The following is a 25,241-nucleotide window of genomic DNA, read 5'->3' on the forward strand; positions in this document are numbered from 1 at the left end:
ACGCTCAAGCTACACCCACTCATGACGATATCCCTGTTACAGATGCAGATACAGCGGCTCCTCCACTGCAACGCCGCGGTGTATATCCGTCATACCCTGGCAAACGGTTTTAATACCCTTCGCGAAGCCGGCCTCGAAGAAGAGGACATGATCGAATTCCCTATAGACGAAACCCTCAGCCTCCGCGAGTTCGAAGAAGAAGTCGAAGAGAAATTCCATTTTTCCATCGAACTCTGCAACCAGGATTCCAAACCCTTCATGAATAAAAGCCTCCGGCTGTTCCAGCTGCCGCCTTGTTCCGAAAAACCACCCGCCCGCGGCGTCGACCTCTCCATCGAATGGCTCCTGCGCCAGGGCGGAAACCCCGCCATATAACCGGCTTTTCGGCTGAAATCCTTATCCATCGCGCATTTTCAGCGCTGTTAATGATTTTTTAATGATTACTTAACAATTAACATTCTGGTAATATTGGCTTAACATTGGCATAATTCGACCATGGTAGTTTTGCGGCCGTAATCAACACACAAATACGTGAAACGCATTATTACTGCTGTACAAATTATCGGGATTTTATGCATCGCCTGCCTTCCTTCTTTCGCGCAGGACGGGTCCGGGAAGATTACCGGGAAACTGACTGACAAGAAAACGGGCGAACTGCTGATCGGTGTGACAGTGATGGTACAGAATACCTCAAAAGGCGCCGTGACCGACGTAGAAGGCCGCTACCTCATCCAGGTGGCTCCCGGTACTTATACGCTCGATTTCAAATACATGGGCTACCAAACCAAATCCATCGCAGACGTGGTGGTGAAGGCCGGGCAAACCGCCAACCTCGACATCGCGCTGGACGAGCCCAAATCCAAAGACCTGCAGGAAGTGGTGATCCGCGGTTCCTACAAACAGGAAACCATCAACGCCCTCTTCGTTGCGCAGAAAAACAACCCCAGCATCTCCAGCGGCATCTCCGGCGAAAGCATCCGCCGCAGCCCGGACCGCAATACTTCCGAAGTGCTCAAGCGTGTGAGCGGCGCATCCATCCAGGATAACAAATATATTATCGTACGCGGCCTCAACGACCGTTACAATACCGCCACCATCAACAACGCCATGCTGCCCAGCACCGAGCCGGACCGTAAGGCTTTCTCCTTCGACCTCATTCCTTCCAACCTGATCGATAACATCGTTATCAACAAGACCGCATCTCCCGAGATGCCCGCCGACTTCGCCGGTGGCCTTGTACAGGTATATACCAAAGATATCCCTACCGAAAATTTCCTTTCCTTCAATATCGGCCTCGGCTACAACAGCCAGACCACTTTCAAGGAAACCCAGAGCATGGAGCGCGGTAAAAACGACTGGCTCGGGTTCGACGACGGGCTGCGCAAATTACCCGCATCCTTCCCCTCCAGCCGCGCCAAATACGTGGCACTGGGCCTGAACGATCAGCTCGCGCTTTCCCGCGACTTCAAGAACAACTGGGCCGTATCCAACCAGGGCAAAGCCCTTCCTGCGCAGAACTACCAGGTAACCTGGGGCAACCGCATCCGCCTGAAGAAAGATGGTTCTTTCGGCAGCATCATCAGCGTCACCTACCGCAATTCGGAGAATATCCAGAAAGGCGAACGTATGGACTATGAGTCCGGAAAAGACCGTACGCTGAACTTCGGGGAAGATATGTACCGCTACAACACCAGCCTCGGTGCCATCGCCAACTTCACGTACGTGAAACGCAACAACAAGATTTCGTTCAAGAATATCTTCAACCGTATCCTCGACAACAACTACATTTTCCGCTCCGGCGAAAACAGGGATATCCTCGGCGTGCAGAAAAGCTATGGCCAGGACCTCACTATCAAAACGATGATGAACTCCCAGCTCGAAGGCAGCCACAAACTGAATGCACGCGACTGGAAACTGGACTGGAACCTGAACTACTCCAAAACCCAGCGCGACCAGCCCGACATGAAAGTGCTGACCTACAAACGCGATTACGATCAAAGCGATGCCGAGTTTAAAGCGATGATCCCCGTGAATACTGCGGCACGTAATATCTCCCGCTTCTGGTCGTCGCTGGATGAATACGGTATCGGCGGAACAGGTTCGCTGACCGTTCCGTTCAACCTCGCCGGCGTGAAGCAAAGCGTGAAGGTAGGCGGACAGAAATTATACCGCCAGCGTGATTTCGAAGCCCGTATCCTCGGATATGTTGGCGTGAAGCCCGGGTTCGACCAAAGCATCGTGAAAATGGGCCCCGGCGAGATCTTCGCACAATCCAACATACACGATAACGGCCTGCGTATCGACGAGATCACCAATAACTCCGACAAATACAGCGCCACTTCCGACCTCGTAGCCGGTTATGTTCAGTTCGACAACAAGATCGGTGAAAAAGTGCGCGTGGTTTGGGGCGCCCGTGGTGAGTCCTACTACCAGTTCATCCGCACCGCCGACCCTTCCGGCAAGCGTGTGAAACAGGACGTAACTTTCTTCGACCTGTTGCCCAGCGCCAACATTTCCTATGCGCTCAACGAAAAATCGAATATCCGCCTCAGCGGCAGCAGAACGGTTTCCCGTCCTGAGCTGCGCGAACTGAGCTACTTCTCCTTCTACGACTTCGTGACCTACAGCTCCATGATCGGTAACCCGAACCTGAAGCGCGGCCTCATCACCAACGGAGACCTCCGTTACGAACTGTACCCGGGCGTTGGCGAGGCGATCACGGCTTCCGTGTTCTTCAAGAACTTTAAAGACGCGATCGAGCAGGTGGTAGACCCCAGCTCTACGCCGAACCGCCGCCAGATCCTGTTCCAGAACGTGTCTAAAGCACAGTCTTACGGCTTTGAACTGGAAGTGCGCAAGAAGCTGGACTTCCTGTCACAGGAACCTTTCTTCGCCAACACCACCGCATTCGCGAACTTCTCTTACATCCACTCGAGCGTAGATCTGCAGGGGCTTTCCCCCGACCAGTTGTCGCAGCGCGGCCTGCAGGGCCAGAGCCCTTACCTGATCAACGCCGGTGTGCAATACGTGCATCCCGACACCGATCTGTCGTTCAGCGCACTGTACAACAAAATGGGCCAGCGCGTGTACCTCGTGGGCTTCCAGGGTTATGAGCACATCTACGAAAAGGGCCGCGACCTCGTCGATCTCCAGATCGGCAAAAAGATCATGAACAAGAAAGGGGAACTGCGCCTGAACGTGAGCGACCTGCTCAACCAGAAGCTGATCTTCTATCAGAACAACGACAACAAGAAAGCGTACAACAAGAACGTGGACCAGATCATCAACACCCTGCGCCCCGGCACGAACGTTTCGCTGACATTCTCTTACCAGTTCGGTTTGGGAAAGAATAAATAAGACGATACAGTAACAATTTCATAACGCCGTGTTAAAGTACGCATAACATTACGAAGGCACTTTTGCACTGCAATTCAATCACTGAAAATCTGTTCGAATGAAACTTGTAAAATTCCTTGCTTTTACTTTAGGTGCTGCGGTAACGTTTTCTTCCTGCCGTAACAACGACTCCGGCGACGACGATCCGACGCCGGTTGTAGAAACCGTTCTGAGCGGTGTGCAGACATCGAGCAAGACCCTTACCAATGATAAGGTGTGGACGCTGAAAGGATATGTGTATTTCCCTGAAGGTACCACCCTCACTATTCAGGAAGGTACGGTTATCAAAAGCGACGTAACCGAGAAAGGCGCCCTGATCATCGAGCGCGGCGCTAAAATCTTCGCAACCGGTACCGCCCAGAAACCCATCGTTTTCACTTCCGGCAAACCCGCCGGCCAGCGTAACCCCGGCGATTGGGGTGGCATCATCCTCCTCGGCCGTGCCAAAACCAACCGAACCACCGAGCCCCAGATCGAAGGCGGTGTAGGCCGTTACTACGGTGGGAACGACGATAACGATAACTCCGGTATCCTGAAATATGTGCGTATCGAATACGCCGGTATCGCTGCCCAGCCCAACTCCGAAATCAACGCACTGACCTGCGGTGGCGTAGGCCGCGGCACGGTGATCGATCACGTTATGACTTCTTTCGCTAACGACGACGCTTTCGAATTCTTCGGCGGTACCGTTAGCCCCACTTACCTGGTGGCTTACGCAACTGCTGACGACGATTTCGACTTCGACTTCGGTTACACCGGCACCCTGCAATACGCTGTGGCCCTCCGCCGCCCCGATTTCGTTGACCCCGGAGACGCCGGTAACGGTGTTGAGTGCGACAACGACGGTAACGGTACCAACGCAACTCCCCGTACGCACCCCGTACTGTCCAACGTTACCATCATCGGCCCCAACGCCGCCGCTGGTACCCTGGCCAACCACAACTACGGCAACCGCTGGAGAAGAGCTACGAACTTCACTTTCGTGAACTCGATCCTCCTCGGCAACCAGAAAGGCGGTTTCTCCATCGAGTCTGCCGCTGCTTACAACGACTATAACAACGAAACCAGCAAATGGAAGAACAACATCGTGTTCGCCGTTGCTAAACCTTTCGTACTGGATTCCGCCGCTTCCCGCGTGGTAACTGGTAACAAATATGGTGCAGACCCGCTGTCCAGCGCAGACCGCGCCGCCATGATCAACGAAGGCATCGCCGCCCTGACCGCCAAGGCGACCGGCGCCGGCCAGTTCAACGTGGTAGCAGCTAACGCAGACGCGGTTGGCCTCACCGATCCGTTCAACTTTGCTAACCCCAACTTCCTGCCCAAAACCGGTTCCGAGCCCCTGAAAGGCACCTTCCAGGCCGCAACCGGTATCAAAACCGAGACTTTCCGCGGTGCTTTCGGTACCGACAACTGGATCGCAGGTTGGACCAACTTCAACCCTGGCCAGCAGGCGTACTAATCACGCATCTGTCGAATCGTTATAATCTACAGCGCCCGGGCAGCCGCCCGGGCGTTTTGTTTGCTGTATCCGGTTCCGTATTTTTGCGCGATGAAGGCAATGCGCACAATCGTTCGGACAGGTTTCCTGGCATTATTTCTCAGCACGGCTGCGTTTTCAGCGAAGGCCCAGTTCCTGATGGATATGATCGACACCACGACCGAGCTGGGGAAGGGGATGATTTCCATTTATAAACGGTACGATCACCTGCGGATCAGCGGGTACATGCAACCCCAGTTCCAGTACGCATCGCATAAAGGCATAGAAAGCTATTCCGGCGGGGATTTCAATAAACAGTCAGACAACAGGTTCATGCTCCGCCGCGGCCGTGTACGGTTCGATTACGCCCACTTCAACAAGCGGGACCTGCCCACGGTACAGTTCGTGTTCCAGTTCGACGGAACCGAGCGCGGCGTGAACATCCGTGACTTTTGGGGACGTTTTTTTGATGGCCAGTGGGACGTGATGGCGCTCACGATGGGTATGTTCGCCCGGCCTTTCGGGTACGAAGTGAACCTTTCCTCCGGCGACCGCGAGGCGCCCGAGCGGGGGCGGATGAGCCAAATCCTGATGCGCAGCGAACGCGATATGGGCGGCATGCTTACCTTCGAGCCGCGCGCCAAATCCCACCCTTTGCATTTCCTGAAAGTGGATGTGGGCCTGTTCAACGGGCAAGGCCTCTCCGGCCCGTCGGACTTCGACAGCCACAAAGACCTCATCGCACGGGTGGCCATGAAGCCGCGGCCCGTCAATTCGGCCGGCTGGCTGCTTTCCTTCGGCGGCAGCATCCTGTACGGCGGGATGGAGCAGTTTACCAACAAAATTTATACGATGGATGGGGGGAAGAAAGATTTTTCCGTGGACTCGAGCGCCAATAATGTGGGTGCCATCGCCCCCCGGCAGTATTTCGGCGCCGATGCGCAATTCGTAATCCCCAACGGCAAAGGGCGCGGCAGCACGCAGTTCCGTGCGGAATACATCCGCGGCACCCAAACTTCCACGGCCCTGGATACCGAAACGCCCGGAACGATCCCTATGGAAAAATCCGGTGCCTTCGCGCCCCTGTACATCCGGCCGTTCGACGGCGCCTATTTCTCGTTCCTCCAGCACCTCGGCAGCGCCAGGCACCAACTGGTGATGAAATACGACTGGTACGACCCCAACCGCAGCGTAAAAGGGCGCCAGATCGGCGATGCGGCCGCCAAATACCTCACGCCCGCAGATATCCGTTTCGATACTTTCGGTTTCGGGTACGTTTTATACTTCAACGAAAACATGAAGGCCACCATCTGGTACGACCGCGTCTGGAACGAAGGCACTTCCATCGACGGGTTCGAGGGCGATATCCCCGACAACGTGTTTACCACCCGCATCCAGTACCGTTTCTGATCATTTTACACGATGGAACATCCGTGCGCCGAACATGGCCGTGGTGGGCGACTGGATATGTAATTCCAGGTTGTATTCCGCGGCATTGTCTGGCGTGAACACCACCACGTAGTACCCGATGGGCGGGCGCTGGACCACCATGTACTTACCGGTTTCCCGCCTGGGCGCGGGATGGAGGCCCTGTGTGAACGAGTACCGGGAATTGGTGCCGAACTGGTATTTTGGGACGATGGTGCCGGCAGGATCTCCCGTAACGGTAGCCGGGTTCATCATCCATTCGCCTGAGATTTCGTTGGCTGTCCCATTGAACTCCACGCCGGTGTCTTTGTCTTTCTTACAGGAAAAGAGGAGGGTAGTGGCCAGGAGGGTACAGGCGATCAGGGGATACTTCATTGACGGGGGATTTTTACGAATCCGAATTTAGTTTGCGGCTGCGACTCTTCAAAAACCGCTTTTGACCCGGTAAGTTCAGTTACATGGACCGTATAAGCATTGCCGCTGCCGGGTTTCAGCTGAATGGTATATGCGCCCGGGCTGCCAGTTACCGGCGATAGGGTATAACTTCCCCTTTCTGTCTTTTTATCATCGGGCGTGCCCGTCACCTTTTCATAGATGTAATTCGTCCCGAAACCGTAATTGTAGTACGCGGGGGCGATAGAGGCGATAGTGTATACATCGCGCATCCAGACGCCGCTCACTACGTTGGGAGTGCCGTTGTAATCCGGTGCCGGTGCGGGTTTCTTATCTTTTTTGCAGGATGCGGCCGCCATGCCGGCAGCCATCAGGACGAAGAGGAAAAGCTGTTTCATAAGGGAATTATTAGGTGGATAGCTTTATAAACGGCTTTAGGCGCCGGAATGTTACTTCCTGGCCCCGGAAAGACTTGACTGGCGATAGTTGCTGCGATATGGCCGCAGCCTGCCTATTTGCGGAGATAAATGAACGTAGGGGCATCTGCCGATTCCTTGAGATAGGCGGATTTCGCCGTGATCCCGGTTACGGTGACGGTGTAACTGTTGCCGTTTCGGGGCTTTAAGGTGAGGGTGTAGCCGTTGGCCGGGCCGGGCGTTAATGAATATGTTCCTTGTTCGGTTGCCGACGCAAATGCCATGCCTCTTTTCTTTTCATATTTGTAATCCGTGCCGAAACCCCATTCCGGGAGGATGGTACCGGCCTGGAGTTGCATGTATCCGGCGTCCAGAACCCATTGGCCGCTGATGGCGTTTGGCGCGCCTCCATAATTGGGCGCCTTGTCTTTCTTGCAGGAAGGGAGAACAACGGAAGCAGCGAGCGACAAAAACAAGATCATGTGTTTCATCGGGTGTTTTGTTTGGTTGATATGAGCGAAACGGCTTCCGGGGCCGGAAAGTTACATCCCGGCCCCGGAAACCTGCATCTGGGCTGGATTTGCTGCGAAATGAGCGCGGTGGCGGGCTATTTTCGGAGGAAGGTGTACGTAGGCCCGTCTGGCGTTTCCCTGAAGTTGACCGATTTTGCGGTGAGCCCGGAAACACTGATGGTGTAACTGTTGCCACTGCCGGGTTTCAGCGTGAGGATCAGGCCGTCGGCAGGGCCGGGGCCTAAAGTGTACGTTCCCTTTTCGTTGAGGGGCGCGGATTTCGTACCGCCTTTCCTTTCATACTTATAATTCGTACCGAATCCCCATTCCGGGAGGATGGCATCTGAAGAGAACTGCATGGCGGACGCGTCTATTTTCCATTCTCCGCTGATGGCATTGGGGGTACCGTCATAGTCGGGGGATTTGTCCTTTTTGCAGGAAGAAAAAATAATGGTTGCCGCGAACGACAAAAACAAAAGCATGTGTTTCATGAGGGGGGTAATTTGTTTGGTTGTTCTCATGAAACGGGGCTCCGCCTGAAAAGTTACAGCAGGTTCTCGCGGCCCAGTTCCAGGGTAAACCCGAATGTGGAACCAACTTCCACCTTGCTGCGGACGTTGATCGTCTGATCGTGCGCTTCCACGATATGCTTTACGATGGCGAGGCCAAGGCCGGTTCCGCCGATGTCGCGGCTGCGGGCGCGGTCTGTCCGGTAGAAACGTTCGAATACGCGGGGGAGGTGTTCTTCGGCCATGCCGATCCCGTTGTCGGAAATCTCCACGAGCGCGCGCTTCCCGTCCATATTGTATACGCTGGCGATGGTCTGTCCTTCCGTTTTGCCGTATTTCACCGAGTTTTCGATGAGGTTGATCAGCACCTGGCGGATCTTTTCCTTGTCGGCATATACCTGCACGGGCGCCTCGCAGCCTTTCTTTATCCCGAACTTGATATCTTTTTGCCGGGCTTTGATGGAAAGGGTGTCGAACACGTCGCGGATGAGGTCCTGGATAACGAATTGTTCCTTGTTGATGGTCATTTCCCCGCTTTCGAGCTTGGAGATTTCATCGAGATCGTCGATCAGCCGGCAAAGGCGGTCGATGTTCTTGGTCGCTTTCTTGAGGAAGTCCTTATTGACGTTGGGGTCTTCCAGGGCGCCGTCCAGCAAGGTATGGATGTATCCCTGCACGGCGAAGATGGGCGTTTTCAGTTCGTGGGACAGGTTGAGGAGGAATTCTTTCCGGAAGGCTTCGTTGCGGCGGAGGTTTTCCAGTTCTTCCTTTTTCTGAGAGGCCCATTTTTCCACGTCTTCGCTGACTTCCTCGATGGTTTTGAGGGGCAGGATGTTTTTATTGAAGAATTCTTCGCGCTTGGAGGCTTTCGTCTGGTAAATGAACTTGTAGATGAGCTTGATCTTACGGTAGATGAAGTTCTGCAAGGTGTAGAAATAGAGGAAGTAGGCCACGATAAAGGTGAGGCCGAGCGCGAGGAACGTTTGTTTGAGGGTGGCGCCGATGAACAGGCATCCGAGGGCCATTACGACCGAGAGGATGAACGCGGTGAAGGCGGCAAGTTTCTGTGGCGACAGGTTTTTGGCTTTCAGCATACTCCAGAGAGCGGATAGATTGTGATAGCTGGAAATTAAACTAAATTTTTTACTTGTAGAGGTAGATGCCATAAATCACGGTGCCGGTGGCCACAGAGTTGCGGATACGGGAAGTTCGGGTGGGTTGAAAATGTATTACAGTTCGAATTTGTAGCCTACGCCTTTTACGGTGGTGATGAGGTCTACGCCCAGTTTCTGGCGGATTTTGCGGATGTGCACGTCGATGGTGCGGTCTCCCACGATCACTTCCGTGCCCCAGACCTGGTTGAGGATTTCGTTGCGGAGGAACACGCGGCCGGGTTTGGAGGCGAGGAGCTGGAGGAGCTCGAATTCCTTTTTGGCGAGGATGATTTCGGTGCCTTTATAGGTGACGGTGAATTTTTCGCGGTCGATGATGAGGTCTCCCAGGTGGATTTGCTGTTCTTCCGTTTTGTTAAGCCGGCGGAAGAGGGCGTTGATGCGGGAAACGAGGAGCCTGGGCTTGATGGGCTTCGCGATGTAATCGTCTGCCCCCATATTCAGCCCTTCGATCTCGCTCTTTTCATCGTTGAGCGCGGTGAGGAACAGTACCATGGTCTCTTTGAACTCCGGCAGCCGGCGCAGCTCGCGGCAGGTGTCGATCCCGTTCTTATTGGGCATCATGATGTCCAGCATGATCAGGTCCGGACGGAAGATCTTGGCCTTCTGGATGGCTTCGAGCCCGTCTTTTGCCGTCACCGTTTCGTAACCCGCGCTTTTCAGGTTGTAACTGATGATCTCGAGGATATCCGCCTCATCGTCTACTACCAGAATTTTTCCTACTGCTACTGCTGGTTCCATCAACATAATTTGGGTGTTTAAAGACGGCACAAAATTAATCAGCCCTTTCCCGATTCATGAAAAGATAACATTATGTAATTGTTAATTTCGCCGTCTGAAATCGTTTATCCGCCTGCAAATTACGCTTTTTTGCCCCTTTTCGGCCCCGATCGCCCGCCAATCCGGCAGACCTTTCCGCCGCCCATCAAAAAGAATACATGCCCCGGAAAATGGAGATCCGCCATGAAACCGGGTTGCAGATAAGGTATTTAACATAAAACGCATATAAAATGTTCGGAATGCCTGCGATAGGATTGCTTATCTACTATAATTGGTAGTAAATTTGCAGTATAGCATAGGAGTAACACATCAATATGAAAAAAGCATTACTAATCATATCTTTAGGCATTGTGTACAGTGGTTGGAGCTATGGTCAGAAAGTTCAGATCCCCATCAACCGGCAAGGCTTCCATGATAACATCGACAAGGAGCAGGTAAACGCCGACAAGCTGGACGGCAAGCAGGACGGTTACGTAAAGGTCGGCGACGACGAAAACATGAACCTCCAGGTCACCAGCGCCCTTACCAAACTGGTAGACGATATGCAGCAGGAAATTGAGCTGGATACGTCGCTGGACCATCGCCTGAAAGTAAAATACCTTTCCGGCCTCCACCAAACCCTCCGCGATTACAACGTCAAGCGCGCATATAACCGTATCGACGCCGAAGAGGCGCCCGCCATGCTGCAGGCGTTTCACCAGATGATGCAGGCAGACATCAGGGGGAAAAGCATTTACCCCATCGCGCGGACGCTGAGCTTCGAAGCCGGCGAGCGAACGATCGACGCATTCCAGGAAAACCCCGGCTACAAAGAGGCCCGTGCGGAAATGTTCTCCAAGTTCGCGTTCAAGAACCTCGAAGAGATCATGCCCAAACTAGGCCCTTATCTCGACTACCCGGTCGTAGACACCATCGTGGCCGCCGTGGCTAAAAAGTACCCCAACCAGGTGCTCACCTACGCCACTTCCTACACCCCCACCGCCAGCGCCATCCGCCGCAACCAGGACCCCCTCGTGCAGCAGATCGTCGCCATCGGCAAAAGCAGCCAGTCCACCAAACTGCTGCCCTTCATCGACCAACTGCTCGACGGCTCCGCCACCCTTTCCGAACTGGAAAGCAAAGTCGCCAACGACGATACCTATTTCCGCCTCATGGTCCACACCTCCATCGTGCTTCAGAAAAAGCGCGCGGAAGGGGCTAATATACTGGGCCTCAAGGCCATGCAGGAAAATATGAAGGCGAAATCGCTCCGGTATATCCGCGAAGTGAACGACCTGCACGAAGAAGGGCACGCCGTCCGCTTCCGCATCGTGAAAGACTTTACGCCCGAAGAACTGTATTACCTCATTATCAACGGACAGGAAGAATTATACACCTCCAGCTACACCAATGCTGCCAAAATGGGGCTGTACGACCAGATGATGCTGCGCATGAAACCGCCGCGGGGCGACAGCCTCCTCATGCTCGTGAGCTTCGACCGTTTCAAGAAATTCATCGCCATGGCGGCGGGTTTCAATACGCTCGACAACTTCCTCAAATCGATGGACCCCGAAAACGCCAACTACCTCATGGTGAAATTCGTGCGGAGCCTCGAGAAAACGGAAGACCTGGAAGACGCCGTGGACGTGGCCAATTCCTTCGGCTCCATCCGCGATCCCAAACTGCTGGACTTCCTCCGCGAAGAGGTGCGGAAAAACCTGTCGTTCGTACAGCAGAAGCAGGACAAGCGCGGGGTTACCATTTACTCCCTCCTCAACAGCATTTTCACGGAAGACGGGCATGGCAGCGACAGCTCCTGGGCGTCTGACATGAGCTCCAAGCTCCAGCTGCCTCCCATCAATTACGTGGAATTCGCCACGCTGCCCAGCGACAGCGGCCGCATTTACCAGCAGGTGTTTTTCTACGGGGATGAGGACGGGATCAGCTCTTACGCCAGCTTCATGGGGAATTTCCCGAAAGGGGAGTGGAACGTGACGAAGAATACTTACTGGACGACCATTACATCCGCCAAAGGCAAGCCCACCACCATTTTCGCCAATAATCCGCTGAAAGAGCCGGAAGATAAAACGGCGATCGAGAAGCTGGGCGAGTACCTCGACGAGAAAGACATCCACCCCACCATATTCATCCACCGCGGCCATAGTTACCATGTGAACACTACGCTGGATAACCTGCAGAGCACGGCGAGGATCGTTGTGCTGGGTTCCTGCGGCGGTTACCATAACCTGGCGACCGTCCTGGAAAAAGCGCCCGAAGCGCACATCATTTCCTCTAAACAGGTGGGTACCCGCTGGGTGAACGAGCCCATCATCCGCAGCCTGGAAGACGTGGTGCGCGCCGGCAAGAATGTAGACTGGGTGCAGATGTGGGCCGGCCTCAGCCGCAAGTTCGCGGGAGAGGGGGCCAACAAGGCGCTGTTCGACGACTACGTTCCGCCGCATAAAAACCTCGGGGCCATCTTCATCAAGGCCTACCGGCAGGTGATGAAAGACGAAAACTGATTGTGAAAAAGGGAGCCTGGCTCCCTTTTTTGCGTTTTGGGAATTACCGTTTACTTTTACAGAGATGAATAAAGACAAGACCAAAAAGGTTTTCGATGTCAGTCTGCTGAACCGCGTTTTTTCCTTTGCAAGGCCCTACCGGCGCTATTTTTACCTGTCGATGTTCCTGACGGTGCTGCTGGCGCTCATCTCTCCGGTGAGGCCCTGGCTCATCCAGCAAACGGTCGATAAGTACATCACGAACCAGTGGGCGCAGATGCTGATGATCATCACTTTCGTGCAGATCGGGATTTTGATCGTGGAAACGGCGGTCCGCTTTTTCTTCAGCTACATCACCAACTGGCTGGGGCAGTCCGTGATCAAGGACCTGCGTGTGGCCGTGTACCGGAAAGTGGTGCGGCTGAACCTGGGGTTCTTCGACCGTACGCCCATCGGCACGCTCACTACGCGCACCATCAACGACATCGAGGCGATCAACGATATTTTTTCGGAAGGGATTATTTCCATCGTGGCAGATGTGCTCATGATCCTGGCGATCCTGGGCGTGATGTTCGCCGAAGACTGGCGGCTGACGCTCGTGAGCCTGAGCCCGTTCCCCGTGCTGATCCTGGCGACGTACTGGTTCAAGGAGGCGGTGAACAAATCGTTCCATCGGGTGCGCAATGCCGTGGCGGCGCTCAACGCGTTCGTGCAGGAGCATATTACCGGCATGACGGTGGTGCAGGCATTTTCGGCGGAGAACCGCGAGTTCGGGAAGTTCCGCGTCATCAATAAAGATCACCGCAAAGCCAATATCGACGCCATTTTCGCCTATTCCGTGTTTTTCCCGGTGGTGGAAATCATACTCGCCATTTCGCTGGGGCTCATGGTGTGGTGGGGCGCCAACATGGTACTGAACTATGAAGTGACGCAGGGCGTGATGATCGCGTTCATCATGTATTTGAACATGCTGTTCCGCCCGCTCCGTATCCTGGCCGACAAGTTCAATACCCTGCAAATGGGGATGGTAGCCAGTGAACGGGTGTTCAAGGTGCTGGACAGCGAAGAGTACATGCCCGACAACGGTACGCATTCGGCGGCCAATATGAAAGGCGATATCAAATTCGATCATGTGTGGTTTGCGTATAAAGACGACCGGTACGTGCTCAAAGACGTCAGTTTCCACGCCAAAACCGGGCAGACGATCGCGTTGGTGGGGCATACCGGCAGCGGGAAAACCACCATCATCAGCATTCTCAACCGGCTGTACGAAATCCAGAAAGGAACGATATCGATCGACGGGGTGAAGCTGGAAGATTACAAACTGGCGGAGCTGCGCAGCCGGATAGGGGTGGTGTTGCAGGACGTGTTTCTGTTTTCCGGGTCGATCTTCGAAAATATTACGTTGCGGAACCCCCATATCAGCCGCGAGCAGGTGGAAGGGGCGGCCCGGCTCATCGGGATGCACGATTTCATCATGCAGCTGCCCGGCGGGTACGATTACCCGGTGATGGAGCGCGGCAGCACCCTTTCGCTGGGGCAGCGCCAGCTCATTTCGTTCATCCGCGCATTGCTGTACGACCCGGCGGTGCTGATCCTCGACGAAGCCACATCGTCGGTAGACACCGAGTCGGAAATGCTCATCCAGCAAGCGATCGATAAACTGATCGCCGGGAGAACGGCCATCGTGATCGCCCACCGGCTGAGCACGATCAGCAAGGCCGACCAGATCATCGTGCTCGACAAAGGCGAGATCCGGGAGGCGGGGACCCACGAGGAACTGCTGAAGCTCGGAGGGTACTACCACAAGCTCTATATGATGCAGTTTCAGGCATCTGCGAATACAGCCTGACAATTTTAGTTATCTTTACCCCAGTTTTTAAATCCCATACCCTGTACCATGAGAAAAAAATTGCATGGCTGTTTGTTAGCTGCCTGTTTTGGGCCCTGGCGCCCGCGGCCGCATACGCCGGAGATTATGAAAAAGCCTGGGAGGCGATCCTGAAGAACGACTTCGCGAAAGCGAAAGCCCTCCTGCAAAAGGCCGTCAACCAAAGCGAAAGCCGCAATAGCGCGCTCGCCACCCTGATGTTGCTGGAAAACAACGAAGGTTTCGGTGAAGACATCATTTCAAAGCACAACAATCCTGCCCGCCGGTTCAGCGATCCCAATCCTTACTGGTACGCCCTTTGGTTCAATGACGGGGTGCTGGGCAGCTACGGCAAGAAAGACGCCGTTCGGCTCGCCAATGTCGACTATGTGCTGGAAAACCCTGCCTTCAACGGTTCCATGCGCGCCGCCGCGAACTATTTTAAAAGCGCGCATTATGTGTTCAGCAACAAAACCGCCCTCGCCAGCCAGCTCTATCCCAAAATGGGAAGCATCCTCAACTGGCAGTACGTGGGCGTATTCGATAATATCAACGGCAGCGGGTTCGACAAGCCCTACGGCCCCATCACCGAAGTAGCGAAAGGCAAAGGGTTTAATGCGTACAACAATACCACCATCGACTGGTTCACCCCTGCCGTCGAAAGCCAGCAGGGATGGGTGCTTCCCTTCATGTACTTCAATGCCGCCAGCGGGATCGGGTATATGCAGACTTTCGTGGAATCGCCGGCCGACCAGGAAGTGATCCTCTGCCTCGGCGGCAGCGGCGCTTTCAAGCTTTGGCTGAACGACCGCCAGCTCATTGGCGAACCGGAAGAAAAAGTGACGGAGCTCGATTACTGGAAAGTGCGCTGCAAGCTTAACAAAGGCTATAACCGCGTGCTGGTACAGCTCGGCTATACGGGTGCAGGCGCCCGGTCGAACTTCCTCGTAAGGTTTACCGACGATAATTTCAATCCGGTAGCGGGATTGAAGAGCGTCAGCGAGCCGAAGGATTACCGGAAAGACGCGTCCGCCGCGCCGGTGAAGCTCATTCCCCATTTCGCGGAAGCATATTTCAAAGACCTGATCGCCAAAAAGCCCGCCGACCTCGTCAACCCCCTGCTCCTGGGTTGCGTTTACGCCCGCAACGCGGAATACGATAAGGCAAAAGCCGTGCTGCAGCCCGTCCTGAAAAAGTACCCGGATTGCGGGTTGCTGCTGCTCCAGTATTACATTAACCTGAACGGGGGCCACAACACCACCGAACTGCGCGAATTGCTGGAAAAGCTGAAAACGATGCTGCCAGGCAACTACTGGATCATGAACCTGGAAGTGGACCGGCTGCTGGAAGAAAAAGATTATACCGGGGCAGTGGCGATGATCGATAAAATGGATAAGATCATCGGCCGGAAAACCGCCAGTACCATGGTGAAGCGTATAACGGCCATCGCTTACCAGGAAAAGCTGGACAGCATGTTCCTCCTGCTCGAAGAGGGCCACAAAGCGTTCCCGGACGAAGTGCAGATCCTGTCCATGCTTTGCTACAAGGCTTCCGAAATGGACCGCAAGCCCGATCTGGCCATCGAAATGATGGAAAAGTACCTGGCAGACAATTACAACGAAGAGCTGTACAACCGTTTGATAAAGTCTTACATGAGCAGGGGCGACCTGGAAAAAGGAGAAGCCATCTACCGGAAGATGTTCGATTTTGCGGGGTATTCCATGGACCCCTACGAAAAGATCTCCAGCTATTATTTCTCGCGCCAGCAGTACGATTCCGCCATCACGTACCTGGAAAAACTGCGCAGCAACTCTCCGTACTACCATAAAGCGGCCGGAGATATCGCCTATAGCTATCTGCAGCAGAATAAAACGGACAAGGCGCTGGAATACTTCAGGAAAGCGCTGGCCCTGCATGCGGGAATGGATAATTACCGCCGCCAGATCCGTACCCTGGAAGGGAAGAAGGACGTGTTCACCTATTTCGCCGGCGGCGACCATTACGCCCGCATCCAGGAAGCATTGAAGAAACCGGCGGATACCGCCTATGCTTCCAGCTATATTTTCGACGAGAAGAATGTGGTATTGTATGCCGACGGCGCCAGCGAGCGCGAAGTGAAAACCGCGGTATACGTGCGCAACAACAGCGGTATCGAAAGCTGGAAGGAGTTAAGCCTGCCCTATAACAGCGTGTACGATAATATGACGATCCTGAAAGCCGAAGTGGTGAAAGCCAACGGCAGCAAGATCCCCGCTGAAACGTACCAGAACCAGGTGGTATATGCGAAGCTGGAGCCGGGCGATGCGATTTTCTATCACTATAAAGTGAACAGCTATGGCATCGGCCGCATGGGTCGCGAATTCTGGGACGATTTTTATTTCTCCGCCAATGTGCCAACCAAATACGCCCGCTACAGCGTGCTCTGTGCGGAAGGCGTGCCGCTGCAATACAACCTGCGCAACAATCCAGGGTTCAAGCCAGACATCAGGCAGGCAGACGAGTTCAAGCTCTACACCTGGGAGCGCAGTAACGTGCCCGCCTTCAAATCCGAGCCGTATATGCCTTCGCTGGGCGACTTCGGGGAAGTGTTGACCGTGAGCACCGTGAAATCCTGGAACGATATCAGCGAATGGTACAGCGACATCACCCGCATGCAAAGCCGCGAAGATTACGATCTGAACATGGCTTACAGCGAAGTGTTCCCGAAGGGCGCTGCCGGGCTTTCGGCTACGGAAAAGGCCCGGAGGATCTATCAATACATTGAGGGGAACATCGGTTATAGCTCCGTCTCGTTCCGCCAGGGCGCCTACGTGCCCCAGCGCGCAGGGAAAACGCTGGCCACCCGCCTGGGCGATTGTAAGGACATGAGCGCCCTTTTCCTCGCCTTCGCGCATAAGGCCGAGCTGCCCGCGAACCTGGTGCTGGTGAATACGCGCAACAACGGTACGAAAGGTATTTCGTTGCCCAGCATGGAATTCAACCATTGCATCGTGCAGTACCAGGCAGACGGGAAGGATAATTTCCTGGAACTGACCGACCGTTACCTGCCTTTCGGCACCCTGCCGCAAACGGTGAAAATGGCGCAGATGCTGAGCGTGCCTTATAAATACGAAAAACAGCCCGCGGCGCTGCAATCCGTCTCCGGTGGCAAATCAAATACCACGCTTACCCGGAAGGTGCATGTGAAGATCCAATCGACCGATGTGCAGGTGAATACCAGCTGCGAAGCTACCGGCAACCTGGCCGCTATTTTCCGCGAGCGCTACCTGCACAAGGCGCCCGATGAGGAGCGCGAAACCGTCCGGGAGCACGTGGGCTATGGTTTCAAGAACCATGTTGAACTGGGCAAATATGCGTTCCGGAACCTGGAAAGCGATTCGGATACGGTGCATTGGAGCTGCGACTTCGTGGTTAAGAACGAGGTGGTGAACGTGGGGGATTTCAGCATGCTGCGCCCGGCGTTCATGGAAGCGGTGGCCACGCAGAATATTTTTACCGATGAAGAACGGAAATACCCTTTCCAGTATTGGTCTTACGAGAATACCGATAAATATGTGACGGAGTTGACGATCGAGTTGCCGGAGGGGAAAGTGTTTGACCAGGTGCCGGGGAATATGGAAGAACAGTTCCAGGGGATGCGGTACGGGATCGCTTATGAGAAAGTGGCGCCGGGGCGTTTGAAGGTGACGCGGACGTTCCAGGCGGATACCGGGGCGGAAATAGCGCCGGCCGCCTTTGCAGGTATGAAGTCTTTTTTTAATAAGATCGTGGAGAAGGAGCAGAAATACATTTCCTTCAAATAACGATACTGTGCCTGTGTGGTGGTAAAATACCATCAAGCGGTACGCAAAGAAGTAGGAGGGCACCCCGGGCCGGGGTGCCCTTTCCTTTTTTAGGATTGATAATGAACGGGTTGGGAGTACAGGGGTGTGTGGATATGATCCTCGTCAGTTTTTTTGATGCCTCATACTATTTAATATAAAATCGGTTACCTTTGCACAAAATTTCAGAAAACTGTGTTTTCCTTGAATCGGTTCAAATATAAGCTGGTAGCCCTGATAACGGTGTTTTTCATCACCGTTTCCGGCACAATTACCACGGCCCAAGCATCAGACGGCCATGAAGAAAAGAAAGGTTTTAATGCGAAGGAAGTCATCCTCGGGCACGTGAAGGATGCGCACGACTGGCACTTGCTGGACGTGGGCGATTTTCACCTGACGGCTCCGCTGCCGGTTATTATTTATAACCCGGTGCGTGGCGTTTCGATGTTTTCTTCCTCCAGGTTCCACCACGGGCATGACGCGTACGACGGGTACCGCCTGGTGGATGCGCATTACCTCGAGTCTCACCACCTGACCGCCGCCCAGTATCCAGAAGGCAGCATCATCGAGGTGGATGCGAACGACAATCCGACCGGCCAGAAGATTTACGACTGGTCCATCACCAAGAACATTGCGTCCATGCTCTTTGCAGCGGTGCTCCTGGTGGTGCTGATGCTCAACGTGGCCAAGGCTTACCGCGTACGTGGCCACCGCCAGGCGCCGAAAGGCTTCCAGAGCCTCATTGAGCCGGTGATCATTTTTATGCGCGATGAAGTGGTTCGCCCCAACATCCCGGGCGCGAAAGGTGAAAAGTACGTTCCTTTCATCCTGACCATCTTCTTCTTTATCCTCATCAACAACCTGCTGGGCCTGCTGCCGGGTTCTGCCAACGTAACCGGTAACATCGCGGTAACGGCGGCGCTGGCGCTGATTTCCTTCATCGCGATGATGGCGGCTACGAACCGTCACTTCTGGGCGCATATCTTCAACCCTCCCGTACCGGGCGGAGTGAAAGTGATCCTGGCGCCGGTGGAGCTGATCGGTGTGTTCACCAAACCGGTTTCCCTCATGATCCGGCTTTTCGCCAACATCCTGGCGGGTCACATCATCATCCTGAGCATTATCTCCCTCGTGTTCATATTCGGTTCGCTGAATAAAGTTGCCGGTTACGGCTTCCTGCCCATTACGATCGTGTTCAACATCGTGATGATGATGCTGGAACTGCTGGTGGCTTTCATCCAGGCGTTCATCTTTGCCAACCTTACCGCTGTATTCATCGGTCAGGCCATGGAACACCAGGGCGGTCATCACCATTAATAACATCGTTTAATCTAAAATTCAAATACACATTTCATCATGGAACTTTTAACTGTAATGATGCAGGCTGCTGAATCCGCTTCTGGCCTGGCTAAAGCTGGTGGTGCTGTTGGTGCTGGTATTGCTGCTATCGCAGCTGGTATCGGTGTAGGTAACATCGGTAAGAGCGCGCTGGAATCCATCGCTCGTCAGCCCGAAGCTGCGAACGACATCCGTGCTAACATGATCCTGGCTGCGGCGCTGGTAGAGGGTGTTGCCCTGTTCGGCGTTATCGCGGGTCTGCTGGCGGTAGTACTGTAATCGCAGAAACTTTTTACTGCATCTGGCGCAAAGGGCAAAAGATGCAGTAAATTCAATTTTCCGAACAATCTCAACGCATAAATAATTATATATGGATTTGTTGATGCCTCAATTAGGCTTATTCACCATCTCTTTCATCATTTTCCTGATCGTTCTGTGGATCCTCGTGAAATTTGCCTGGAAGCCTATCCTGGCAGTTCTGAAAGAAAGGGAAGATTCCATCTCCGACTCCATCGCCACCGCTGAGCGCGTGAAAGAGGAAATGGCGCAAATGAAAGCCGAGCACGAACATGTGCTGGCCGAAGCAAAAGCCGAACGCAGCGCTATCCTGAAAGAAGCGAAAGACGCCAAAGAGCAGATCATTCGCGAAGCCAAGGAACAAGCACAGGCCGAAGCCAAAAAAATCATCGCGGAAGCTTCCGTAGCCATCGAGAACCAGAAAATGGCCGCCCTCACCGACGTTAAAAACCAGGTAGGCACCCTCGTGATCGAAGTAGCGGAAAAAGTGCTGCGCAAAGAGCTGTCCGACAAAACCAACCAGGAAGCTTACATCAAGCAACTGGCCGGCGAAATCAAACTGAACTAATTAAAACGGCTGAATAAAAGAATATGCAGAATCCCCGTTTAGCAAACAGGTATGCGAAATCGCTGATCGACCTGGCGGTGGCCAAGAACGAACTGGAAGCCGTGCATGGCGACATGCTCCTGCTCCAGTCCATCACCCGCAGCAATGCCGACGTGGTTGCGCTGCTCCGCAGCCCCATCATCAAGGCCGATAAGAAGATCAAGATCATGGGCGCCATCCTCGACGGTAAGATCAGCGGCATCACTTCCGCGTTCATCCGCCTGGTAACGCTCAAAGGCCGCGAAAGCGTGCTGGCCGAGATCGCCGGGGAGTTCGAAAAGCAGTACAATGCCCTCAAAGGCATCGTTCGCGTGAAACTGACTTCCGCCGCTCCGCTCGACGCGCAGCTGCTGAACCTCATCCGCGACAAGGTGGAAACCTCCGCCGGCCGCAAAGTAGAACTGGAAACAGCAGTAAACCCCGAACTGATCGGCGGCTTCGTCCTCGAAACCGGCAACGAACTGTTCGACGCTTCCGTACTGCGCGACCTGAAGGATATCAAGAAACAGTTCCTCAAGAACATTTACGTTTCCGAAATCCGCTAACCAAGCAATTTAACAGCAGCCGCTGCGTAACCGCAAAGCTGTTGTCGTTATAACAACAAACCTTAACGACTCTTTAAAAAATCATAACGATGGTTGATATTAAACCAGATGAAATTTCGGCGATACTTCGCCAGCAACTGAGCAACTTCAACGCTTCCGCGGAACTGGAAGAAGTAGGCACGGTACTGCAGGTGGGTGACGGTATCGCCCGTGTATATGGCCTGAACAACGTTCGCTCCGGTGAGCTCGTGGAATTCGAGAACGGCGTAAAAGCAATCGCGCTGAACCTGGAAGAAGACAACGTAGGTGTGGTACTGATGGGTGAATCCACCGCTATCAAAGAAGGTGACACCGTTCGCCGCACCGGCCAGATCGCCTCCATCAAAGTGGGCGAAGGCCTCGTTGGCCGCGTGGTGAACACCCTCGGCGAACCGATCGACGGTAAAGGACCCATCTCCGGCGAACTGTACGAAATGCCCCTGGAACGTAAAGCTCCCGGTGTAATCTACCGCGAACCGGTAAAGGAACCTATGCAAACCGGTATCAAGGCGATCGACGCCATGATCCCCATCGGCCGCGGCCAGCGTGAGCTGGTGATCGGTGACCGCCAGACCGGTAAAACCGCCATCTGCATCGACGCCATCATCAATCAGAAAGAATTTTTCGACGCGGGCAAACCCGTGTATTGCATATACGTAGCCATCGGGCAGAAAGCATCCACCGTTGCCGGTGTGATGAAAACGCTGCAGGAAAGCGGCGCCATGGCCTACACCACCATCGTTGCAGCTTCCGCTGCCGATCCGGCCCCCCTCCAGTTCTACGCTCCGTTCGCTGGCGCAGCCATCGGTGAATTCTTCCGCGACACCGGCCGCCCGGCGCTGATCATTTACGATGACCTGTCCAAACAAGCCGTAGCTTACCGTGAGGTGTCCCTGCTGCTCCGCCGTCCCCCCGGACGTGAAGCGTACCCCGGTGACGTATTCTACCTGCACAGCCGTCTCCTCGAACGCGCCGCGAAAGTGATCGCGAAAGACGATATCGCCAAGCAGATGAACGACCTCCCCGAGTCTATCAAGCACCTCGTGAAAGGCGGTGGTTCCCTGACCGCTCTGCCGATCATCGAAACGCAGGCTGGTGACGTATCCGCATACATCCCCACGAACGTGATCTCCATCACCGACGGACAGATCTTCCTCGAGAACAACCTGTTCAACGCCGGTATCCGTCCTGCGATCAACGTAGGTATCTCCGTATCCCGCGTAGGTGGTAACGCCCAGATCAAGTCGATGAAGAAAGTATCCGGTACCCTGAAACTCGACCAGGCGATGTACCGCGAAATGGAAGCCTTCTCCAAATTCGGCGGTGACCTCGATGCGGCTACCAAATCCGTTCTGGACAAAGGTGCCCGTAACGTGGAAATCCTGAAACAACCGCAGTTCAGCCCGTTCTCCGTGGAGAAACAGGTTGCGATCATCTACCTCGGTACCAACGGCCTGCTCCGCGAAGTGCCCGTGAAGAACGTAGCCGCTTTCCAGGACGCCTTCCTGCACGAAATGGAAGTTCGCCTGCCCGAAGTGCTCGGCGAATTCAAGAAAGGTAACCTGCCCGAAGAAGGCATCAAGAAAATGGTTGCACTGGCCGACGAGCTGAAGCCCCGCTTCGCCTAAGCCATCGAGCATATAGTTTTTAAAAGCCCTCCGCTTGCGGAGGGCTTTTTTTATGCCACATCCCTGCCAATCAGCCGATTTAAGTATGTGAAAACCACCCGGTAATTTTGCCGCGCGGAGATGAAAAGGCGCTGCAGCCCTATTCGCCAGGCGCAGGATTGCCGGCACTGGCGAATAGGGAAGTTGTTGTATCATGGGCGGCCGGCGGCAGGAACAACAACCCGGCCGCCGTTGTGTCACTCCCTTCATCTTCCCCGTTCTGCCCGGCAGATATATGTTTTAACATGTAATATAATTTGAAAAATAGTTTGGTTTATAAAACAAACTGAATTAGTTTTGGTCCATCATTCTGACCTAACCTTATATGTACAAGCTATTCCTTCCCCTGGTTTGCCTCTTGTTCCCCCTGGCTATGCAGGCGCAGACCGTTGTCACCGGTAAAGTGACCGACGCCCGCAAGAAACCCCTGGCAGGCGTGAACATCTCCCTGGTCGGGAGCTACGACGGCGCCACGTCCGCCAAAGACGGCAGCTTCTCCTTCACCACTTCCGAAAAGGGCGAACGCCTCATCACCGCCACACTCGCCGGCTTCGCTTCCATCGAAGTAAAAACGGACCTTTCCTCCAGCGCACCCCTGCTGCTCGTCCTGAAAGAAACCGTGAACGAACTGAAAATGGTCACCATTTCGGCCGGCAGCTTCGAAGCCAGCGACGAAAAGAAGAACACCGTCCTAAAACCCCTCGATATCGTGACCACCGCCGGCGCCAACGCCGACATCGTGAGCGCGCTCAAAACCCTGCCCGGCGCACAACAGGTAGGCGAGAAGGAAGGCCTCTTCGTGCGCGGGGGCACCGGGTACGAAACACAAACCTTCATAGACGGCATGCTCGTCCGCAATCCCTTCTCCAGCGGTATGCCCGACTTTGCAGCGCGCGGCCGGTTCTCGCCGTTCCTCTTCAAAGGCACCACCTTCAGCAGCGGCGGCTATTCCGCGCAATACGGCCAGGGCCTCAGCTCCGCGCTCGTCCTCGAATCCATCGACCTGCCGGAACGCTCCTCCTATTCTGTGGGCCTCGGGTCTGTAGGGCCGTCTGTCGGCATCGACAAACTGTCGAAAGACAAAAAGAAAGGCTACGGCTTCGAAATGGACTACACCAATCTCTGGCCTTACTTCAAGATCATGAAGCAAAAGCAGGAGCCCGTGGTGGCGCCCGAATACCTGAACGCTTCCGGCAACTACCGCATCAAAACCTCGAAGAACGGCATGCTGAAAATCTTCGTCATGGGTACCGTGGGCCGGTTCGGATTTAAAGGCGAAAGCCTGGAGTATCCCGGATCGAAGGAAGAATTCCGCCTCAACAACCAGTTCGTCTACACCAACGTTTCCTGGAAAGAAAGCCTGGGCAACGGCTGGAAGATCCAACTCGGCACTTCCTACAGCACCAACCGCGACCGCATCACCATGGATACGCTCGGCAAGCAACCGGAGCCCACGCGCATAAAAACCCGGCAAGACCTCTCGCAGTTCCGGGCCGTGCTGTCGAAAAACCTCGGTAAATTCTCCGTACTCCGCCTCGGCAGCGAATATCAATACGGAACGGAAGCTTCGAAATTCAATAACCTCGAAGCCGATTTCACAGACAGCTATACCGCGTCTTTCGCAGAAGCGGACGTATACATCACGCCGCGGTTCGTGGGCCGCCTCGGCACCCGGTACGAATATTCATCGCTGCTGCGTTCCCCCAACATCGCGCCGCGTGCATCGCTCGCCTATAAACTCGACGCCAAAAGCCAGGTGGCCCTGGCCTACGGCGAGTTTTACCAGAAGCCCGAGCCACAGTACCTCCGCTTCGATCATAACCTCGGCTACATGCGCGCCACGCACTACATCGCCAGCTATCAGCACATTTCCCAATTCCGCGTGTTCAGGACGGAAGTATTCTACAAACAATATCACGATCTGATCAAAACCGTTCCTTCCTACAACAATAACGGTAAAGGATATGCGAAAGGAGCGGAGCTTTTCTGGCGCGATAAAAAACTCATCAAAAACGCCGACTACTGGATTTCCTACTCCTGGCTCGATACAAAGCGCGACCACCTGAACTTCCCGTACGAAGTGCAGCCCGATTTCGCGGCGGAACATACGGCAACTTTGGTGTACAAACATTTCATCCCCGACTGGATGCTCAACCTGGGCGCCACCTACACCTTTGCGACTGGACGGCCGTATTACAATCCGAACCGCCCGCAAAGCGAGTTCATGACCGACCGCACGCGCAACCTCAACACGCTCGGCATCAACGTCAACTACCTGACCACCGTCGGCAAGGCGTTCACGGTATTCGTGTTCACCATGTCTAACGTAATCGGGAACGAACAGCAATACGGCTGGCGCTATTCGTCGGACAAAATGCGCAGGAGCATGATAGGGCCCATGGCGCCGAGGTTTTTTTACCTGGGGATGTTCATGAGCTTCGGTATCGACCGCCGGCAGGAAATGATCGACCGTCAATAATTTCATCATCAA

19 protein-coding genes are annotated in these 25,241 nt (G+C 54.3%); 13 read left to right on the top strand and 6 right to left on the bottom strand.

Annotated elements, in window-relative coordinates; all coding sequences use genetic code 11:
• Positions 1 to 21 precede the first annotated feature (21 nt).
• The 4 genes from ACQKLP_RS22295 to ACQKLP_RS22310 all read left to right on the top strand — a co-directional run bounded on the left by ACQKLP_RS22295 (position 22) and on the right by ACQKLP_RS22310 (position 6,286).
• Positions 22 to 375 (top strand): hypothetical protein, encoded by a 354-nt coding sequence (locus tag ACQKLP_RS22295; RefSeq protein WP_341841674.1) that lies wholly within the window; start codon positions 22 to 24, stop codon positions 373 to 375.
• Between the two features lie 156 nt (positions 376 to 531).
• Complete coding sequence (locus tag ACQKLP_RS22300) at positions 532 to 3,357, top strand: outer membrane beta-barrel protein (protein ID WP_427325185.1); 2,826 nt, start codon at positions 532 to 534, stop codon at positions 3,355 to 3,357.
• A 97-nt stretch (positions 3,358 to 3,454) separates the two neighbouring features.
• Positions 3,455 to 4,858: a hypothetical protein gene (locus ACQKLP_RS22305; protein ID WP_427325186.1), complete on the top strand. Its 1,404-nt coding sequence runs from the start codon at positions 3,455 to 3,457 to the stop codon at positions 4,856 to 4,858.
• Positions 4,859 to 4,957: 99 nt separating this feature from the next.
• On the top strand, positions 4,958 to 6,286 hold the full coding sequence (locus tag ACQKLP_RS22310; RefSeq protein WP_427325187.1) for a porin: 1,329 nt from the start codon (positions 4,958 to 4,960) through the stop codon (positions 6,284 to 6,286).
• Here ACQKLP_RS22310 and ACQKLP_RS22315 read toward each other — a convergent pair whose 3' ends face one another.
• The 6 genes from ACQKLP_RS22315 to ACQKLP_RS22340 all read right to left on the bottom strand — a co-directional run bounded on the left by ACQKLP_RS22315 (position 6,287) and on the right by ACQKLP_RS22340 (position 10,053).
• On the bottom strand, positions 6,287 to 6,679 hold the full coding sequence (locus ACQKLP_RS22315) for a hypothetical protein (protein ID WP_427325188.1): 393 nt from the start codon (positions 6,677 to 6,679) through the stop codon (positions 6,287 to 6,289).
• Positions 6,676 to 7,095, bottom strand: a complete 420-nt coding sequence (locus tag ACQKLP_RS22320; RefSeq protein WP_427325189.1) for a hypothetical protein — start codon at positions 7,093 to 7,095, stop codon at positions 6,676 to 6,678. Before ACQKLP_RS22320 ends, ACQKLP_RS22315 begins: the two co-directional genes overlap by 4 nt.
• Before the next feature lie 113 nt (positions 7,096 to 7,208).
• Positions 7,209 to 7,604 carry a hypothetical protein gene (locus ACQKLP_RS22325; RefSeq protein ID WP_427325190.1) on the bottom strand — a complete coding sequence of 132 codons (396 nt, stop codon included), beginning with the start codon at positions 7,602 to 7,604 and terminating at the stop codon, positions 7,209 to 7,211.
• Between the two features lie 116 nt (positions 7,605 to 7,720).
• Positions 7,721 to 8,116: a hypothetical protein gene (locus ACQKLP_RS22330; RefSeq protein WP_427325191.1), complete on the bottom strand. Its 396-nt coding sequence runs from the start codon at positions 8,114 to 8,116 to the stop codon at positions 7,721 to 7,723.
• A 53-nt stretch (positions 8,117 to 8,169) separates the two neighbouring features.
• On the bottom strand, positions 8,170 to 9,228 hold the full coding sequence (locus ACQKLP_RS22335) for a sensor histidine kinase (protein WP_427325192.1): 1,059 nt from the start codon (positions 9,226 to 9,228) through the stop codon (positions 8,170 to 8,172).
• 135 nt (positions 9,229 to 9,363) lie between these two features.
• Positions 9,364 to 10,053 (bottom strand): response regulator transcription factor, encoded by a 690-nt coding sequence (locus ACQKLP_RS22340; RefSeq protein WP_126244259.1) that lies wholly within the window; start codon positions 10,051 to 10,053, stop codon positions 9,364 to 9,366.
• A gap of 347 nt (positions 10,054 to 10,400) precedes the next feature.
• On the opposite strand from ACQKLP_RS22340, the gene ACQKLP_RS22345 reads away from it, so the two are divergent.
• The 9 genes from ACQKLP_RS22345 (at position 10,401) to ACQKLP_RS22385 (ending at position 25,229) form a co-directional block, all read left to right on the top strand.
• Positions 10,401 to 12,587, top strand: coding sequence for a hypothetical protein (locus ACQKLP_RS22345; protein ID WP_427325193.1), 2,187 nt, complete (start codon positions 10,401 to 10,403; stop codon positions 12,585 to 12,587).
• A gap of 64 nt (positions 12,588 to 12,651) precedes the next feature.
• Complete coding sequence (locus ACQKLP_RS22350; protein WP_427325194.1) at positions 12,652 to 14,418, top strand: ABC transporter ATP-binding protein; 1,767 nt, start codon at positions 12,652 to 12,654, stop codon at positions 14,416 to 14,418.
• Between the two features lie 236 nt (positions 14,419 to 14,654).
• Entirely contained in the window at positions 14,655 to 18,239 is a 3,585-nt protein-coding gene (locus ACQKLP_RS22355; protein ID WP_427325195.1) for a DUF3857 domain-containing protein, read from the top strand.
• Positions 18,240 to 18,452: 213 nt separating this feature from the next.
• Positions 18,453 to 19,574 (top strand): F0F1 ATP synthase subunit A, encoded by a 1,122-nt coding sequence (atpB, locus tag ACQKLP_RS22360; protein ID WP_427325196.1) that lies wholly within the window; start codon positions 18,453 to 18,455, stop codon positions 19,572 to 19,574.
• A gap of 39 nt (positions 19,575 to 19,613) precedes the next feature.
• Positions 19,614 to 19,874: an ATP synthase F0 subunit C gene (gene atpE / locus ACQKLP_RS22365; protein WP_126244254.1), complete on the top strand. Its 261-nt coding sequence runs from the start codon at positions 19,614 to 19,616 to the stop codon at positions 19,872 to 19,874.
• 103 nt (positions 19,875 to 19,977) lie between these two features.
• Positions 19,978 to 20,460: a F0F1 ATP synthase subunit B gene (atpF, locus tag ACQKLP_RS22370; protein WP_240646548.1), complete on the top strand. Its 483-nt coding sequence runs from the start codon at positions 19,978 to 19,980 to the stop codon at positions 20,458 to 20,460.
• A 23-nt stretch (positions 20,461 to 20,483) separates the two neighbouring features.
• Complete coding sequence (gene atpH / locus ACQKLP_RS22375; RefSeq protein WP_427325197.1) at positions 20,484 to 21,044, top strand: ATP synthase F1 subunit delta; 561 nt, start codon at positions 20,484 to 20,486, stop codon at positions 21,042 to 21,044.
• 89 nt (positions 21,045 to 21,133) lie between these two features.
• Positions 21,134 to 22,711 (top strand): F0F1 ATP synthase subunit alpha, encoded by a 1,578-nt coding sequence (gene atpA / locus ACQKLP_RS22380; protein ID WP_427325198.1) that lies wholly within the window; start codon positions 21,134 to 21,136, stop codon positions 22,709 to 22,711.
• Between the two features lie 364 nt (positions 22,712 to 23,075).
• Positions 23,076 to 25,229, top strand: a complete 2,154-nt coding sequence (locus ACQKLP_RS22385) for a TonB-dependent receptor (RefSeq protein ID WP_427325199.1) — start codon at positions 23,076 to 23,078, stop codon at positions 25,227 to 25,229.
• Positions 25,230 to 25,241: the final 12 nt, after the last annotated feature.

The sequence above is a fragment of the Chitinophaga sp. NPDC101104 genome (genome assembly GCF_050277495.1).
GTDB lineage: Bacteria > Bacteroidota > Bacteroidia > Chitinophagales > Chitinophagaceae > Chitinophaga.

Bases quoted from the DNA above. Each gene is read 5' to 3' on its own strand.
- ACQKLP_RS22320 (WP_427325189.1), bottom strand. From the start codon at position 7,095: ATGAAACAGCTTTTCCTCTTCGTCCTGATGGCTGCCGGCATGGCGGCC.
- ACQKLP_RS22330 (WP_427325191.1), bottom strand. From the start codon at position 8,116: ATGAAACACATGCTTTTGTTTTTGTCGTTCGCGGCAACCATTATTTTT.
- ACQKLP_RS22325 (WP_427325190.1), bottom strand. From the start codon at position 7,604: ATGAAACACATGATCTTGTTTTTGTCGCTCGCTGCTTCCGTTGTTCTC.
- ACQKLP_RS22310 (WP_427325187.1), top strand. From the start codon at position 4,958: ATGCGCACAATCGTTCGGACAGGTTTCCTGGCATTATTTCTCAGCACG.
- atpE (WP_126244254.1), top strand. From the start codon at position 19,614: ATGGAACTTTTAACTGTAATGATGCAGGCTGCTGAATCCGCTTCTGGC.
- ACQKLP_RS22385 (WP_427325199.1), top strand. From the start codon at position 23,076: ATGTACAAGCTATTCCTTCCCCTGGTTTGCCTCTTGTTCCCCCTGGCT.
- ACQKLP_RS22340 (WP_126244259.1), bottom strand. From the start codon at position 10,053: ATGTTGATGGAACCAGCAGTAGCAGTAGGAAAAATTCTGGTAGTAGAC.
- ACQKLP_RS22315 (WP_427325188.1), bottom strand. From the start codon at position 6,679: ATGAAGTATCCCCTGATCGCCTGTACCCTCCTGGCCACTACCCTCCTC.
- atpA (WP_427325198.1), top strand. From the start codon at position 21,134: ATGGTTGATATTAAACCAGATGAAATTTCGGCGATACTTCGCCAGCAA.
- atpH (WP_427325197.1), top strand. From the start codon at position 20,484: ATGCAGAATCCCCGTTTAGCAAACAGGTATGCGAAATCGCTGATCGAC.
- ACQKLP_RS22355 (WP_427325195.1), top strand. From the start codon at position 14,655: ATGTTGCTGGAAAACAACGAAGGTTTCGGTGAAGACATCATTTCAAAG.
- ACQKLP_RS22335 (WP_427325192.1), bottom strand. From the start codon at position 9,228: ATGCTGAAAGCCAAAAACCTGTCGCCACAGAAACTTGCCGCCTTCACC.
- ACQKLP_RS22305 (WP_427325186.1), top strand. From the start codon at position 3,455: ATGAAACTTGTAAAATTCCTTGCTTTTACTTTAGGTGCTGCGGTAACG.
- atpF (WP_240646548.1), top strand. From the start codon at position 19,978: ATGCCTCAATTAGGCTTATTCACCATCTCTTTCATCATTTTCCTGATC.
- ACQKLP_RS22295 (WP_341841674.1), top strand. From the start codon at position 22: ATGACGATATCCCTGTTACAGATGCAGATACAGCGGCTCCTCCACTGC.
- ACQKLP_RS22345 (WP_427325193.1), top strand. From the start codon at position 10,401: ATGAAAAAAGCATTACTAATCATATCTTTAGGCATTGTGTACAGTGGT.
- ACQKLP_RS22350 (WP_427325194.1), top strand. From the start codon at position 12,652: ATGAATAAAGACAAGACCAAAAAGGTTTTCGATGTCAGTCTGCTGAAC.